Source organism: Microbacterium sp. LMC-P-041 (assembly GCF_030209555.1).
GTDB lineage: Bacteria > Actinomycetota > Actinomycetes > Actinomycetales > Microbacteriaceae > Microbacterium.
Genome location: NZ_JARVRV010000006.1, coordinates 172,695 through 186,676, shown reverse-complemented (window position 1 = coordinate 186,676; position 13,982 = coordinate 172,695). Strand labels below are relative to the sequence as shown.

Genomic DNA, 13,982 nt, shown 5'->3' with positions numbered 1-13,982 from the left:
GCGCACCGCACGGCACTCAGCTCCGAGCAGCGCGCCCTGTACTTCCCCGCACCACCAGGGTCGTCGCGAGAGGATCGTCGCTGACCGGTTCGGTCGCATCGCCCAGAGCTTCGAGGACCTTACCGACCGCGCGCTCCCCTGCGAGCTGCAACTGGGCGCGCACGGTGGTCAGCGCAGGGACGATGAGTTCGCTGCCGAAGATGTCGTCGAACCCCGCGATGCTCAGTCCGTCGGGCACGAGGATGCCGGCGGCGGACGCAGCCTGGATCAGGCCGATCGCCATGAGGTCGTTGAACGCGATGACGGCGGTCGCCCGCGATGCCTGCACTCGACGAAGAGCTTCGCGACCGCCGTCGATCGTCGGCATGTGCGGGCCGATCTCGACGACTGCCAGGCCGAGGCGCTCGGCGGCGTCGAGCATAGCTTCCCACCGTCGTCGGCTGATCCACGATGTCTCGGGGCCGGAGAGATACGCGATCGAGCGGTGACCGAGGTCGGCGAGATGGGCGACGAGGTCCGCGACACCCTGCTCCACCTCGGGGAGGACGCCGACCACGCCGTCGACCTGCCGGTTGATCAGGATGACGGGCTTGCGCTCCGCCAGCCGCAGGATCCGCTCGTCAGCCAGACGGGTGGTCGCCAGGATCAGCCCGTCGACGCTCGGCAGCAGCCGCGAGACCGCCTCGGCCTCCGCTTCACCGGACTCCTGCGATTCGGCGATCACCAGCGTGTATCCGGCCGCGGCTGCCGTGTGCTCCGCGCCGCGGACGATGCCGAAGATCACGGGGTTGGTGATGTCCGCGACCATCAACCCGATCGTGTGGCTGCGTCCGGTCGGCAGGGCACGCGCCATCGGGTTGAACTGGAAGTCCAGGCGGTCGGCGGCGAGACGGATCCTCTCCTCCGTCTTCTTGCTGATGCGACCGGGCTTGCTGAGCGCGCGCGACACCGTCGACGGGTTCACACCCGCGAGTTCCGCGATGTCGTAGATGGTCGCGGCGCCGCCGCGACGCCGGATGCGCTCCGCGAGTTCACCGGGCAGATCGTCGTCCATGGTTCCTCCCAGCTCCCAGCGTGTCATGACCGGTGCGATTCGAGCCATTCGACGGCGGCGCGGGCGAGTTCCGCGGGCGGGCGACCGACGTCGACGACGACCGCGACCTCGTCGGCGTCGAGCGCTTCGAGGGTGTCGAGTTGCGATCGAAGCAGGGAAGGAGGCATGAAGTGATCGGTTCGGCCGGCCGCGCGCTCGGCGAGCAGCTCGTCGCTGCCGTGCAGGTGCACGAACACGACACCCGGCACCCGCTCGCGGATCCGATCCCGATAGACCCGCCGGAGCGCCGAGCACGCGATCACTGACCCCGATGCCGACCGTGCGGCGAGTTCATCGCTGACGCGGTCGAGCCACGGCATCCGGTCCTCATCCGTCAACGGTGTGCCCGCGCTCATCTTCGCCCGGTTGGATGCGGGATGCAGGTCGTCCGCGTCGAGGAACTCGACGCCCAGATCGGTCGCGAGCAGGCGCCCCACTGTCGACTTGCCGGCGGCCGAGACCCCCATCACCACGACCGGGGGCGATGCGTGTGCGCTCACCAGTCGTGGACGGTGCCGTCGAGCAGCCGGTTGTAGGGCAGGTAGGCCTGCTCGTACGGGTACTTGCCCGCCTCGTCGACGTCGAGGTCGACACCCAGACCGGGCTTGTCGCCGGGGTGCAGGTAGCCGTCGGTCCAGGTGAACGACTGCTGGAACACCTGGTCGGTGCGCGACCCGTGCTGCATGTACTCCTGGATGCCGAAGTTGTGGATCGCGAGACCGAGGTGCATCGCCGCCGCCATGCCCACCGGCGAGATGTCGGTCGGGCCGTGCATGCCCGACTTGATCTGGTACATCGCCGCGTAGTCGAGAGTCTTCTTCAACGCGCTGATGCCACCCATGTGGGTGACGGCTCCACGCACGTAGTCGATGAGCTGATCGCGGATGATGTCCTTGAAATCCCAGACCGTGTTGAAGATCTCGCCGATCGCCAGCGGCGTCGTGGTGTGCTGGCGCACGAGGCGCAGCGCCTCCTGGTTCTCGGCCGGAGTGCAGTCCTCGAGCCAGAACAGGTCGTAGGGCTCGAGGTCCTTGCCGAGGCGTGCGGCCTGGATCGGCGTCATCCGGTGGTGGCCGTCGTGCAGCAGCGGGATGTCAGGGCCGAACTCGTTGCGCACGGCTTCGAAGACACCCGGGAGGTGATTCAGGTAGGCGCGCGTGTCCCAGTCCTCCTCCACGGGCTTCGCGCCTCGACGCGCCGGCTCGTGGTCGTACCGGACACTGGCATCGCCGACGTCCGCACCCTGCGCGGCGATGCCGTAGATGGCCTTGAGCGTCGGCACCCCGGTCTGCACCCGGATCGCCTTGTATCCCTGTGCCTGATGCGCGCGGATCGAGTCGAACAGCTCGGGCAGCTCCTTGCCGGACGCGTGACCGTAGGCCATCAGGCCCTTGCGACTGGCTCCGCCGAGCAGCTGGTACACGGGAAGCCCGGCCACCTTGCCCTTGATGTCCCACAGCGCCATGTCGACGGCTGCGATGGCCGCCATCGTCACGGGCCCGCGGCGCCAGTAGGCGCTGCGGTACAGGAACTGCCAGGTGTCTTCGATGCGAGACTCGTCGGCGCCGATCAGCAACGGCACCACGTGCTCGGTGAGGTAGGCGACGACCGCGAGCTCACGCCCGTTCAGCGTCGCATCACCGAGTCCGGTCACGCCGTCTGCGGTCGTGATCTTGAGCGTGACGAAGTTGCGGTCGGGACTCGTGACGATGACGTCGGCCCTGTCGATGGTCATGTGCTTCTCCTCTGCGTGAAGGCGGTAGGTCAGGCGTCCGCGCCGGGCTTGCGTCCGTCGAGCCCACGCCAGCGCTGGCGCAGAGCGAATGCGGCGGACTTCGGCCGGCGCTCGCGGGTGAAGATGCCCTTCTTGTTGCCACCGACGCGGTGCAGGCCGTTGGTCGTGGCGAAGTCGGCGAAGTTCCAGATCTGCTCACCGACGAACTGCGGGAAGCGATCGAAGACACGGTGGTACATCGCGAGCAGGTCGGTCTGGTACTCCTCGGTCCACACCTGGTCCCACACCGAATGCAGCCCCGGCATCGTGTCGGCGCCGTACTCGAGCATCATGATCGGTTTGCCCGTGCGGTCGATCCAGCCCTGGATGTCGCCCTGCAGATACATCTCGGCCGTCGCGAGGTCGCCCGCGTTGATGTACCACCCGTAGTAGCGGTTGAGGCTCACGACGTCGAACAGGTCGATGATCTGGTCGTTCTTGAAGGTCGCGAACATGACCATCGAATAGGTGATCGGGCGCGTCGGGTCGAGCTCGCGCACCAGGTCCACCAGCGGCTCGAAGTACTCGCGTGCGCCGTCCTCGTTCGAGGCGGGCTCATTGGCGATGCACCACAGCACGACGGACGGGTGGTTCTTGTCGCGTCCGATGAGCTCACGCAGATGCTGCGCGTGCGCCGCGTGCGTCTCCGCCCCGGCATACTGCTCCGAGAAGGTGGGGAACGGCGGGGTGCCGCTCAGACCGCCGACGACCCCCATGTTGAGACCCACGGCCGCGGTCTCGTCGATGACCAGGATGCCGTGGCGGTCGGCGAAGTCGAGAACGTCCTCGGCGTACGGGTAGTGCGAGGTGCGGAACGAGTTGGCGCCCGTCCACTCCATCAGCTGGAAGTCGTGCACCATGTACGCGTCGTCGTGCCCCTTGCCGCGCACGAACGTGTCTTCGTGCTTGCCGAATCCGGTGAAGTAGAACGGTTCGCCGTTCACGAGGAACTCCTCGCCTCGCACCGCGACCGTGCGTACCCCGACTGCCACGGAGTACGTGTCGAGCACGTCGTCTCCGTCGACGGCCTCGACCGTCAGCTCGTAGAGGTACGCGGCGCCCGGCTTCCAGAGCACGACGTCGGCGATCTCGAGACGGCCCTCCGGGCCGGACGACGTCGCCACGACACTGCCCGCGGCATCCGCCAGGCTCACCCGCACGGCGGCATCGCCGACGGTCTCGACGCGGTAGTCGACGAATCCGGTCGAGCCCTCGAACGTCGTCACGACCGTGACGTCGTCGACGTGCACCTGCGGCAGCGAGTACAGCGACACCGACCGGGCGAGGCCCGCGTAGTTGTAGAAGTCGTGGAAGTAGGTCTGGGTCTTGACGCCGGTCATGCCGACCTCGATCTTGCCCGGCGGGATGGTGGTGTTGCTGAGGTCGGGGCTGACCGCGACCGTGAGCCGGAACGCGGCGCCCGGCTTCACGACATCGGTGACGTCGATGTCGAACGGCGTGTACCCGCCGACGTGTCCACCGACGAGCTGGTCGTCGACATAGACCTTCGCCGAGTGCGTCGCGGCGTCGAAACGCAGGAGGATCCGCTCCCCCGCCCAGCCGCGCGGCACCTGCACCGACCGCTGGTAGTACACCCAGCCGACGTGGTCGCGGATCGCCGGATCGGTGAAGAGGTCGTTGTAGCTCGCCGGAACGGCTGCTTCGAGAGGCGTGTCGAGAGTGGCGAGCCAGGGCTCCTCCGGGAGGCGGGAGTCGATCCCGAACTTCCAGACTCCGTCGAGCTTGACGAGGTCACGGGTCGCGGTGGCGATGGGCTTGAGCATCAAGGGCCTTTCGTGCGCTTCTTTGCGTTCTTGGTTTCAGTACAGCAGAGTTCGGAAGAAATGGCAACCGATTGCCATTCAGATGGTCTCTCCGGCGTCCGCAAGCAGCGTGCTGCCGGTCATCACCACCGACAGGTCACTGGCGCAGAACAGCACCACCCGCGCGATGTCGTCGGGCGTGCCCTGACGACCGATCAGACTCTGCGACATCGCCGAGGGCATGGTCGAGGGGTCGATGCCGGCTGCTGCCATCTGCTCCATCGCCGCAGCTGCCATCGCCATGTTCCCCTCGGTCGGCACGTAACTGGGAGCGACACCGAGAACGCGGATCCCCTGGGGCGCGAGCTCCAGAGCGAGCTGCTTCGTGAGCCCCCGCACCGCGTGCTTCGACGACACATAGGCCGACAGACCGGGCGCAGTCCCACGGAAGCCTGCGGTCGAGACGATATTGACGATCACGCCGCCCTGCGGCATCCGACGGGCCGCCTCGCGAGCACCGTTGCGCACACCTCGGGTGTTGACGGCGAACACCTGCTCCCAGGTCTCGTCGCTCATCTCGAGCAGGGACTGGCTGGGGAAGATTCCGGCATTGTTCACCCAGACATCCGGAGCACCGACCTCAGCCGCCGCGGCGTCGGTCGCCGCAGCCACCGACGCCGAGTCGGTCACATCCATGCGCACGCCCACCGTCCGCACCGAGAAGCGCTCGCCGATCTCGTCTGCCGCCGCTCGCGAACGGCCCTCGTCGAGGTCGGCGATCACGATGCTCGCACCGGCCTCGGCGAGCCGATCCGCGATGGCACGACCGAGGCCCTGAGCGCCTCCTGTGATGAGCGCGGTGCGTCCTGTCAGATCGATCAGCGAGCCGAGGGGGGTCGACGAGACGTCGGGGAAGGGAAAGGACATCATTGCTCCGTTTCGAATGGGTGATGCTCAGCGGACGCTGCGCACCGAGAGGGTGATGAGGAGACCGCCGGCGAAGGCGAGCGCGGCAGCGAGGAGATACAGCGCGGTGAAGTTCTCGGCGCCGGCACCGATGGCCAGCACCGCCCCGCCGAGCACCGGCGCGAAGACGCCGGGTATCTTCTGCGCGAACAGGGCGATGGCCATGTAGCGGCCCGCTTCCCTCTCGCGATCGGGCAGCACGTCGAGCAGAAGGGCTTGAGCCACAGCCGAGAAGGTGGCGATGCCGAGGGAGTTCAGCAGGGTGCCCACCATGAGCGTCGGCAGGTCGTGGGCGAACGCCGAGACGCTGCATCCCGCCGCGAAGAGAGCGGCACCCGCGAGGATGAACGGCTTGCGCCTGCCCACCCGGTCACTCAGCCATCCGCCCCCGAGGGAGCCGACGGTGGCCGTCACGATGCTCGACGCCGAGACGATCGCGAGCACTCCGGCGACATCGGGCACGCGCAGCTCGAGGCGCTGGGCGACGAAGAACACGGTGAAGCTGGTGGTGAGAGTCAGCCCGGAGAAGAAGATGAAGCGCCCGAGCCAGTTCCATGCGAAGTCCGGGGCTTCACGCGGATCGAAGCCGTAGCTCCGCAGCAGTCCGCCGACGGTCAGCCGCCGCTCGATCAGCATCCCCCTGGTGTCGGGGTCGTGCACCACCGCGAGGAATGCGATCACCAGTACGACACCGATCGCCGCAGGGAGCGCGAACACGAGGATGACCTGATCGCGGAAGAGTCCGACGAGGATGATCCCGACAACGGGCGCGACCTGCATGGTGACGCCGGTGAGGCCGGACACGCGGCCGCGTTGGTGCGGCGGCAGACGATCCGCCTGCCAGTTGCCGAGCGACGCAGCCGCCGTTCCCCACCCCACGGTCGAGAGCGTCCAGCCGATGGTGAGGGCGGTGAGATTCGGGGCGAGGGCCATGACCGGCACAGAGGCCGCGCCGATCAGCAGACCGATCACCGTGAACGGACGCCGCCGCCCCCAGCGGCTGCGCAGGCGATCGCTGAGGATGCCGGTGAGCGGCGCGAGCACGAGTGTGGCCGCCGAGCCGACGGCGAGGACGATGCCGAGCGCTTCGGTGCGCCCGGGCGCAAGCTGGTCGAGTCGCACGGCCAGCGAATAGGCCATCGGCACGATCATCGCCATGCCGGCGCCGAAGGTCGCGGCGACGAGCAGGGCGATCGACCACCCCGAGACGGACGCCTGCCCGGTCCCCGCGCGATCGTCGGGCGCGGGGACCAGGGAGGAAGGCTGCGGGAGCGCGAGGTTTCCCTCGGGAACGCGCCCCGCAGCCTCCGCAGGGCCTTCGCCCTGGGGATCGTCGACGTCGACGGTCATCTGCTCGGCCTCTGTACGCGGCTTCGGTCAGGCCAGACCGTTGCGCTTCGCGACCTCACCCAGCCAGCCGAGGCTCGGCTTGGGCGTGCGCACGAACGTCTCCCGATCCACGGCGATCAGGCCGAAGGTCGGAGCCCAGTGACCCCACTCGAAGTTGTCGAGCAGCGTCCAGTGCAGGTAGCCGCGCACGTCGATGCCCTCGTCGATGGTGTCGGCGAGTCCGCGCAGCGCGGCATCCGTGTAGCGGATCCGCTGGGTGTCGTCGGCCGTGGCGATGCCGTTCTCGGTCACGATCACGGTGACGCCCTCGGAGACCTCCCATGCGTGGCGCACGGCCATGGCGAGCGAGTCGGGGCGGAAGGCGGTGCCGACGAGCGTGTTGTCGGGGTGCGGCGGATGCGGCACAAGACCGTCGGCATCGACCTCCTGCGACGAGTACGCCTGCACACCGACGAAGTCGTCGCCGCGGGACCCCTCCCAGTAGACGTCTTCCTTGCCGTAGCGGATCTGCTTCAGCTTCTCCTCGCCACCGGGGGCCGCGGTGAGCGCGCCTGCGGCGATGGTCCAGCCGACCTTGGCGTTCGTCTTGGCGCGCACGATCTCCCGGGCGGCATGGTGGATCTCGACGAACGCGCGGCCGATCTCGGGGTCTGCGTCCTGCAGGAAGGAGCCGTGCTGCTTCTTCTCTTCCTTCTGCTCCGCGGGTGCCTCGCTCTCGACCGCGTCCGCCTCGACCGTGGGGCTCGTCCACTGTCCGCCCTGAGCGGCCATGCGACGCATCGCCGTCATGATGGCTGCCTGCATGTTCGGCTCATTCATGGTCGCGACCCACTCGACACCGTCGAGGATCGTGGTGGCCTGGGTCACGAAGCTGAGGAAGCGGTCCTTGGCCTTGGGCGACGTCCAGCCGCCGTCGTTCGCGAACCATCGCGGCGTCGTGAAGTGCTGCAGCGTGACGAAGGGAGTGACATCGCGCGAGAGGCAGTAGTCGATCACTCGACGGTAGTGCGCGAGCTCTGCGCGAGAGAACTGGCCCTCGATCGGCTCGATGCGCGACCACTCCAGGCTGAAGCGGTAGGTGTCGAGGCCGGCGTCGGCGAGCAGGTCGATGTCCTCGCGGAAGCGGTGGTAGCTGTCGACGGCGTCGCCCGAGGGCTCCATGCCGGGCATGGTCAGCTCCCGCTCCCACCAGTCGCTGTTGACGTTGTTGCCTTCGATCTGGTGTCCGGCAGTGGCGGCCCCCCAGAGGAAGCCGGTGGGGAAGTTCGTCATTGAGGGATCCTCTCGATCGGAGCAATCGCGACAACCGATTGCCAGCTAACGGTAACATAAAATAGTAAGTCCTCACTATTTTTATCGCCGGAGGTATCGATGGTCCAATACGCCAAGACCGCAGCCGTCCGCCGCGGCATCCTGGACGCCTGCCTCACGATCTTCGGCGAGTCCGGCTTCCACGGAGCCTCGATGGCCGAGATCGCTCGTCGTGCAGGCATCAGCCACACCGGGCTCCTGCATCACTTCCCCCGCAAGGAGGACCTGCTCATGGCGGTTCTCACCCTGCAGGACGAGCGCAGCGCCGACTACCTCGCACGCAACGAGGTCTTGAGCGCCGGAGCCGATCCGCTCGACGTGCTCCGCGGCATGGCCACGACGTTGATCGAACGCGACCAGCGGGTCGGACTGGTCGAGCTGAGCGCCGTGCTCACCGGCGAGGCCACGGCGCCCGCTCACCCGGCGCACGACTACTTCGAGACGCGATACCGCAACATCCGCTCGTTCATGACTCGCCTGTTCACCCGGCTCCGAGACGAGGGGCGCCTGTCGACCGACCTGCCCCCGGCACACCTCGCAGCGATCACGATCGGCGCGATGGACGGGCTGCACACGCAGTGGCTCTTCGACCGTTCGGCGATCGACGTAGACACCTGCGTCACGTCGCTGATGTCGACCTTCGTGCCGGAGCTGCGGTCCCGCCCGCGGGACTGATCACTCCGCAGCGGCACCCGATTCGTACTCGAACCGACTGACGACGACCTGGTCTCCGAGAGCCTCGACACCGATGACCCTGCCTGTGAATCCACCGGCGACCTCGGTCGACAGATAGCGGCCGTCGAGCGTGGCGAGCTCGACGAAGCCCTCCACCGAAGAGAGACCGGCGCGCAGCAGGTCGGGACCGCGCCGCGCGCCGCGCTCGGCTTCGAACTCCGTGGCTCGAATCTCGAGCACCGCATCCGCCGGAGCCTCTGTCCGCGCGACGACGTCGCTCAGCGGACCGATGACGATCCGTGCGCGCACCTCTGCACCGACGCGCTCGACAATCAGCTGATGCGCGTCGTCCATCCGGACCGAGAGCGCGACGTCGCCTGTCGCGTGCAGGCGGGCCGACCAGAGTTCGTCTTCGGCGCGCACCGCGAGCAGCCGCTCGGCACTGGCGGCGAGCGCACCCCGCCCCCGCTCGAGGTGCAGCCCATCTGCACTCGTGCGGGCGAACGACGACGGCGAGGTTCCCGGCGAGATCCACCGCGGATGCAGTTCCTCGCCTCTGAAGTCCTCGACGAACGAGGTCTTCGCGAGTGGGACGTCGTAGCGCTCTTCGTCGATGACCGGCCACCCGTCGACCCAGTCCACCCCCGCGAGGAAAGTCTCGCGCCCGTTGGTGTGCCAGCGCGGGAAGGTGCCGCGGGGCCGCGTCGCGAGGAAGACCAGTGCCCAGGATCCCTCGGCGAGCTCGACCAGATCGGAGTGCCCCGTCGACTGCACGGCCGCGCTCGTGCTGCGGTGAGTGAGGATGGGGTTCGTCGGTGCCGGCTCGAAGGGTCCGCTGATGCTCGAGGATCGCGCGATCGTCACCATATGGCCGGGCCCCGTACCGCCCTCGGCGACCAGCAGGTACCACCACTCCCCGCGGCGGATCAGGTGAGGCCCTTCGGCGTGCGCACCACCGGTTCCCGCCCACAGCGACCGCGGCTCCGACAGCACCTCACCGGTCAGCGGGTCGATGACGGCCTGCGAGATTCCGCCGCGCATCACGTCGCTCCACGTCACGACGCAGGTGCCGTCGTCGTCCCACGCGATGTCGGGGTCGATGCCGATGAGCCCTGCGACGTAGACGGGATCGCTCCACGGGCCGGCGGAATCCTCGGCGTGCACGAGGATGTGACCCCGCCCCACCTCGTGGATGTTCGTCGTGATCATCCAGAACCGGCCGTCGTGATGCCTCAGTGTCGGGGCGTAGATCCCCCCGCTCGCTCCCGCGAGCCCGGTACGCACGTCGAGGTGCTCGGGGCGATCGAGGATGTTGCCGACCTGCGTCCACGAGACGAGGTCACGGGAGTGGAACAGCGGAACGCCCGGCGAGTACTCGAAGCTCGAGTTCGCGAGGTAGTAGTCGTCGCCGACGCGGCAGATCGACGGATCCGGGTGGTATCCGGGGATTATCGGATTCTGGGTCATGATGCCTCCATGATTCGGCGGCGCTCGAGTCGCCGCTCGCGCTGACGGGAGGGGTCGGCGACCGGCGCCGCGAGCAGCAGCTTCTGCGTGTAGGGATGGTCGGGGGTCGAGGTCACGTGCTCGGCAGGTCCGGTCTCGACGAGGTCGCCGCGGTACAGAACGGCCACCCGGTGACTGATGTGGCGGACGACCGAGAGATCGTGCGACACGAAGAGGTAGGCGACCCCGGTCGCCCTCTGGATCTCGACGAACAGATCGAGCACGCGTGCCTGGGTCGAGAGGTCCAGAGCAGACACCGGCTCATCGCACACGATCAGGCGAGGCTCAGGAGCCAGCGCGCGCGCGATGGCTACACGCTGACGCTGACCGCCCGAGAACTCTCGGGGCAGTCGCTCGACGGCATCCGAGGGCAACCCGACCTGGTCGAGCAGGGTCTTGACCCGCGAGCGTGCATCCTTCGCCGTCGCGCCCTGGATCACCAGCGGCTCGGCGAGGATGTCGCCGATGGTCATCGACGGGTTGAGCGACGTGTACGGGTCTTGGAACACCACCTGGATGTCACGAGACAGGCGACGACGATCGCGAGGTGAGATTCCGGCGATCGACGTCCCGTCGAACCGGATGTCGCCGCCGGACGGCTTCACCAGGCCCAGCACCGCGCGTCCGATCGTGGTCTTGCCCGATCCGGATTCGCCGACAAGCCCCAGGGTCTCCCCCGGCGCGACGCTGAGCGAGACGCCGTGCAGCACCTCGACCGGCTTGGCCCGCCATCCACGTCCGGGGAAGGCGACACGAAGCTCATCGACCTCGAGAAGGCTCATCGGTCTGTCCTTTCATCGGAGGCCGCGACGGGCGGATCGGTGCGGACCGTGCTCTCGTCGAGGATCGCACCGAGCAGCATCTTCGTGTACTCGTGCGTCGGGTGTGAGAACACCTCCGCAGCGGTGCCGGACTCGACGATCACGCCATGCTGCATGACCGCGATGCGGTCGCACAGGTCGGCGACGACACCGAAGTTGTGAGTGACCAGGAGGATCGCCATGTCGAGCTCGGACTGCAGGTCTCGCAGCAGGTCGAGGATCTCGGCCTGCACCGTGACGTCCAGTGCCGTCGTCGGCTCGTCGGCGATCAGCAGCTTCGGCCGGCTCGCGACGGCGCCCGCGATCAGCACACGCTGCGCCATGCCGCCCGAGATCTGATGGGGGTACGAGTCGAAGGTGCGCTTCGGGTCAGCGATGCCGACCCTCTCGAGCAGCGCGAGCACCCGGGCGGATGCCTCCGCGCGGGTCACGCCGAGCGCCGACCGTACGCCCTCGACGAGCTGTGCGCCGACCCTGTACGACGGATCGAGGTTCGACATGGGTTCCTGGGGGATGTACGCGATCTCCTTGCCGCGCAGCGGACGCATCTGCGCATCCGTGAGGCCGACGAGTTCGCGCCCGTCGAAGCGGATCGACCCGCGGGTGATGACCGCCTCGTTGGGCAGCACCCCCAGCGAGGCGAACGCTGTCTGCGATTTTCCCGACCCGGATTCGCCGACCAGCCCGACGATCTGCCCGCGGGCGATCGACAGGTCGACGCCGCGTACGACCTCGTTCAGGCCGCCACTCGGACGCGGATAGGCGATGGCGAGCTCGTTGATCTCGAGCAGTCCCGTGCGCGCGGCCGTCGCTTCTCCGGCGCTGTCCAGCACACGCTGGCCGCGTCCGACCTTGGCCGGCTTCGGCATGGAGCCCTCCAGGATGTCACGCAGGGCGTTGCCGAGCAGCACGAGAGACGCCGTGATGACGCCGAGCAGGAGGCTCGGCCACAGGAACTGCGTGGGCGCGATGTACAGGTTGCGGAAGCCCGAGGAGATCATCGACCCGAAGCTCGGGATCTGCAGCGAACCGACGCCGAGGAAGGCGAGACCCGACTGCACGGCGATCGCAGAGCCCGCCATGAAGGCTGCGGCGATGATGATCGGCCCTCTCACGACGAAGAGCACGTGGCGACCGAGGATACGCAGGTTGCCGAGCCCCGACACTCGGGCGGCATCGACATAGAGCTCGTTCTTCACCCCGAGCACGAGGTTGCGAACGATGCGGTAGATGCCGGGCGACAGCAGCACGCCGAAGATCAGCATCGTGAAGCGGTAGTCGCCCCCGGTGACCGGCATCAGGATGATCAGCAGCAGGATGCCGGGGAAGGTCATGATGAGGTTGAACAGCCACTCGGTGGTGGCTCGCGTCACGGTTCCGAAGTAGCCGCCGATGAGGCCGGCGACCACTCCGACGAGCAGGGCGACACCGGCTCCGATCAGAGCCGAGATCGCTGCCGTGTTGATCGAGTGCAGCAGCCGCGACAGGATGTCGCGCCCGGCCTCGTCGGCACCGAGCAGGTACCCGGGGGTGCCGACCGGCGCGTTGATCATCGCAAGATCGGCGTCGTTCGGACCGTGCGGCGCGAGCCACGGTGTGAGCAGCCCGAGCAGGAAGATCACGGCGAGAAGCCCGAGCGTCACGACGGCCTGCGGGTCGCGCAGAATGCGGCGCCAGGTCGACGTGCGGGTCTTCGCTGCGTTCTCGAGGGTGACGAGCAGCTCGGTGCTGGGAGGTGTCACGGTGCCGGTGGTGGTCTGGGGTGGGCGTTCGTCGCTCAATGGACTCTCGCTTTCGGGTTCAGCCAACCGTTGGCCAGGTCGGTGAGGAGGTTGACGACGGTGACGAGCAGCACGCCGAAGGCGGTGATGCCCATGATCACGGGGATGTCGCCCTGCAGGGAGGCGTTGAACGCGAAGCTTCCGTAGCCCGGGAGCGCGAACACGTTCTCGATGATGAGTGCGCCGCCGAACATCTGGATGAACTCCAGCGACATCACCGTGAGCGCGGGGCTCGCGGCGTTGCGCAGAGCGTGCTTGATGACGATCGAGGTGGTCGACGATCCCCGCGTGCGCAGGGTTCGGATGTAGTCGCGACGGAGCTCGTCGATCATCCTGCCTCGCACCTGGGCCGCCATGTTGGCGACGCCGCCGATGGTCAGCACGATCACCGGGATGGTGATGCTGCGCACCCATGCCCCCGGGTCCTCGGCGAACGGCGTGAACCCGGTGGCCGGAAGCCACTTGAGCTGCACCGCGAACACGACGACGAGGACGATCGCCAGGAGGAGACCGGGAACGATGTAGCCGATGAGCGAGATCCCCTGGGCGATGCGGTCGACGATCCCGCCGCGCGATGCCGCCCAGACGCCGAGGAAGACGGAGAGGATGACCGTCAGGATCAGTGCTGGGACGATGATCGAGAGGGTGACCGCGAGCCGCTGCAGCACAGAGGGTCCGACGGGCAGTGAGGTGTACACCGAGACGCCGAAGTCACCCTGCACGGCGTGGATCAGCCAGTCGAAGTACTGCACGATGACAGGGCGATCCCACCCCTTCGCTGCGATCAGATCATCGACCACATCGGGCGTCGCCGACGTGCCGAGGATGGCCTGAGCGACGTCGTTGAACGAAGTGCTGAGGAGAAGGAAGGTGATGAGGGTGACCAGAATCGCGAGCACGACGCCGGCGCCGAGTCGGCGGAGGATATAGCTGAGCATCAAG

12 protein-coding genes are annotated in these 13,982 nt (G+C 67.8%); 1 reads left to right on the top strand and 11 read right to left on the bottom strand.

Annotated elements, in window-relative coordinates:
• Positions 1 to 16: 16 nt before the first annotated feature.
• From QRN21_RS13655 to QRN21_RS13625, 7 genes are all read right to left on the bottom strand, one after another.
• On the bottom strand, positions 17 to 1,081 hold the full coding sequence (locus tag QRN21_RS13655) for a LacI family DNA-binding transcriptional regulator (protein ID WP_285364555.1): 1,065 nt from the start codon (positions 1,079 to 1,081) through the stop codon (positions 17 to 19).
• The gene (locus QRN21_RS13650; RefSeq protein ID WP_285364553.1) at positions 1,078 to 1,593 is read right to left on the bottom strand and encodes a gluconokinase; all 516 of its coding nucleotides are present in this window, start codon (positions 1,591 to 1,593) and stop codon (positions 1,078 to 1,080) included. The genes QRN21_RS13655 and QRN21_RS13650 overlap by 4 nt, the downstream gene beginning before the upstream one ends.
• Positions 1,590 to 2,828 carry a D-mannonate dehydratase ManD gene (gene manD, locus QRN21_RS13645; RefSeq protein ID WP_072591781.1) on the bottom strand — a complete coding sequence of 413 codons (1,239 nt, stop codon included), beginning with the start codon at positions 2,826 to 2,828 and terminating at the stop codon, positions 1,590 to 1,592. The genes QRN21_RS13650 and manD overlap by 4 nt, the downstream gene beginning before the upstream one ends.
• Before the next feature lie 29 nt (positions 2,829 to 2,857).
• Positions 2,858 to 4,651 carry a beta-glucuronidase gene (uidA, locus tag QRN21_RS13640; RefSeq protein WP_285364550.1) on the bottom strand — a complete coding sequence of 598 codons (1,794 nt, stop codon included), beginning with the start codon at positions 4,649 to 4,651 and terminating at the stop codon, positions 2,858 to 2,860.
• 78 nt (positions 4,652 to 4,729) lie between these two features.
• Positions 4,730 to 5,560, bottom strand: coding sequence for an SDR family NAD(P)-dependent oxidoreductase (locus QRN21_RS13635; protein ID WP_232224475.1), 831 nt, complete (start codon positions 5,558 to 5,560; stop codon positions 4,730 to 4,732).
• A 24-nt stretch (positions 5,561 to 5,584) separates the two neighbouring features.
• On the bottom strand, positions 5,585 to 6,946 hold the full coding sequence (locus QRN21_RS13630) for an MFS transporter (RefSeq protein WP_285364545.1): 1,362 nt from the start codon (positions 6,944 to 6,946) through the stop codon (positions 5,585 to 5,587).
• Positions 6,947 to 6,973: 27 nt separating this feature from the next.
• Entirely contained in the window at positions 6,974 to 8,218 is a 1,245-nt protein-coding gene (locus QRN21_RS13625; protein ID WP_187250224.1) for a glycoside hydrolase family 1 protein, read from the bottom strand.
• A 99-nt stretch (positions 8,219 to 8,317) separates the two neighbouring features.
• Between QRN21_RS13625 and QRN21_RS13620 the strand changes: the two genes are divergently transcribed.
• Complete coding sequence (locus QRN21_RS13620) at positions 8,318 to 8,932, top strand: TetR/AcrR family transcriptional regulator (protein WP_285364542.1); 615 nt, start codon at positions 8,318 to 8,320, stop codon at positions 8,930 to 8,932.
• On the opposite strand, the gene QRN21_RS13615 is transcribed toward QRN21_RS13620, so the two are convergent.
• From QRN21_RS13615 to QRN21_RS13600, 4 genes are read right to left on the bottom strand one after another with little or no spacing between them, the layout of a single operon-like run.
• The gene (locus tag QRN21_RS13615) at positions 8,933 to 10,399 is read right to left on the bottom strand and encodes a glycoside hydrolase family 43 protein (protein ID WP_285364541.1); all 1,467 of its coding nucleotides are present in this window, start codon (positions 10,397 to 10,399) and stop codon (positions 8,933 to 8,935) included.
• On the bottom strand, positions 10,396 to 11,220 hold the full coding sequence (locus QRN21_RS13610; protein ID WP_285364540.1) for an ATP-binding cassette domain-containing protein: 825 nt from the start codon (positions 11,218 to 11,220) through the stop codon (positions 10,396 to 10,398). Before QRN21_RS13610 ends, QRN21_RS13615 begins: the two co-directional genes overlap by 4 nt.
• Positions 11,217 to 13,040, bottom strand: a complete 1,824-nt coding sequence (locus QRN21_RS13605; RefSeq protein ID WP_285364539.1) for an ATP-binding cassette domain-containing protein — start codon at positions 13,038 to 13,040, stop codon at positions 11,217 to 11,219. The genes QRN21_RS13610 and QRN21_RS13605 overlap by 4 nt, the downstream gene beginning before the upstream one ends.
• Complete coding sequence (locus tag QRN21_RS13600) at positions 13,037 to 13,978, bottom strand: ABC transporter permease (RefSeq protein WP_072591787.1); 942 nt, start codon at positions 13,976 to 13,978, stop codon at positions 13,037 to 13,039. Before QRN21_RS13600 ends, QRN21_RS13605 begins: the two co-directional genes overlap by 4 nt.
• Positions 13,979 to 13,982 lie beyond the last annotated feature (4 nt).

What these genes read in the sequence shown, in the direction of transcription:
- QRN21_RS13615 (WP_285364541.1), bottom strand. Translation starts at nt 10,399, where the DNA reads ATGACCCAGAATCCGATAATCCCCGGATACCACCCGGATCCGTCGATC.
- QRN21_RS13635 (WP_232224475.1), bottom strand. Translation starts at nt 5,560, where the DNA reads ATGATGTCCTTTCCCTTCCCCGACGTCTCGTCGACCCCCCTCGGCTCG.
- QRN21_RS13655 (WP_285364555.1), bottom strand. Translation starts at nt 1,081, where the DNA reads ATGACACGCTGGGAGCTGGGAGGAACCATGGACGACGATCTGCCCGGT.
- QRN21_RS13625 (WP_187250224.1), bottom strand. Translation starts at nt 8,218, where the DNA reads ATGACGAACTTCCCCACCGGCTTCCTCTGGGGGGCCGCCACTGCCGGA.
- QRN21_RS13610 (WP_285364540.1), bottom strand. Translation starts at nt 11,220, where the DNA reads ATGAGCCTTCTCGAGGTCGATGAGCTTCGTGTCGCCTTCCCCGGACGT.
- QRN21_RS13620 (WP_285364542.1), top strand. Translation starts at nt 8,318, where the DNA reads ATGGTCCAATACGCCAAGACCGCAGCCGTCCGCCGCGGCATCCTGGAC.
- QRN21_RS13630 (WP_285364545.1), bottom strand. Translation starts at nt 6,946, where the DNA reads ATGACCGTCGACGTCGACGATCCCCAGGGCGAAGGCCCTGCGGAGGCT.
- uidA (WP_285364550.1), bottom strand. Translation starts at nt 4,651, where the DNA reads ATGCTCAAGCCCATCGCCACCGCGACCCGTGACCTCGTCAAGCTCGAC.
- manD (WP_072591781.1), bottom strand. Translation starts at nt 2,828, where the DNA reads ATGACCATCGACAGGGCCGACGTCATCGTCACGAGTCCCGACCGCAAC.
- QRN21_RS13600 (WP_072591787.1), bottom strand. Translation starts at nt 13,978, where the DNA reads ATGCTCAGCTATATCCTCCGCCGACTCGGCGCCGGCGTCGTGCTCGCG.